At 59.1% G+C, this 530-nt stretch carries 1 protein-coding gene; it reads right to left on the reverse strand.

The features are described from left to right. Positions 1–56: 56 nt before the first annotated feature. Positions 57–479, reverse strand: coding sequence for an ExbD/TolR family protein (locus tag ABQX22_RS26780; RefSeq protein WP_023901932.1), 423 nt, complete (start codon positions 477–479; stop codon positions 57–59). Positions 480–530: the final 51 nt, after the last annotated feature.

A 530-nucleotide genomic window follows, 5' to 3' on the forward strand; every position in this document is an offset into this window, starting at 1 on the left:
GTGACGTTGATATCGGCCATCGGGCCACGGTTTCCACCGGTACTGAATGCCATGGCTTACTGCCCCTTCTCTTTGGTCGCGACGAAGCCGATGTCCAACATGCCCTGACCCTGCGCGATCTTGGTGATCTCGTTGATCGTACGCATCTTGGTCGTGCGGTCGCCACGCAGGTTGAGCGGCGGTTGCGGTGTCTGCTGTGCGGCGGTGGACAGGCGCGACTCCAATGCTTCCTTGGAGACCGGCTCGTCGTTCCAGTACAGCGACCCGTCTTCCTTGACGGCCAGGGTGATCGGCGCGGCACGTTTCTCCGGCTCTTCCTTCTGGACCAGGTTGGCCTCGGGCAGCTCCACCTTGACCTTATGGGACATCAGCGGTGCCGTAATGATGAAGATGATCAGCAGCACCAACATCACGTCCACAAGGGGCGTCACATTGATGTCGGCCATCGGGCCACCGCTGTTTCCACTACTGAAGGCCATAACGGGCTCCGTCTAAATCGTTGCGAAGTCGTTCTTTACTACGGATTAGCG

It is taken from the genome of Xanthomonas sp. WHRI 1810A (genome assembly GCF_040202885.1).
Classification (GTDB): Bacteria; Pseudomonadota; Gammaproteobacteria; order Pseudomonadales; family Pseudomonadaceae; genus Aquipseudomonas.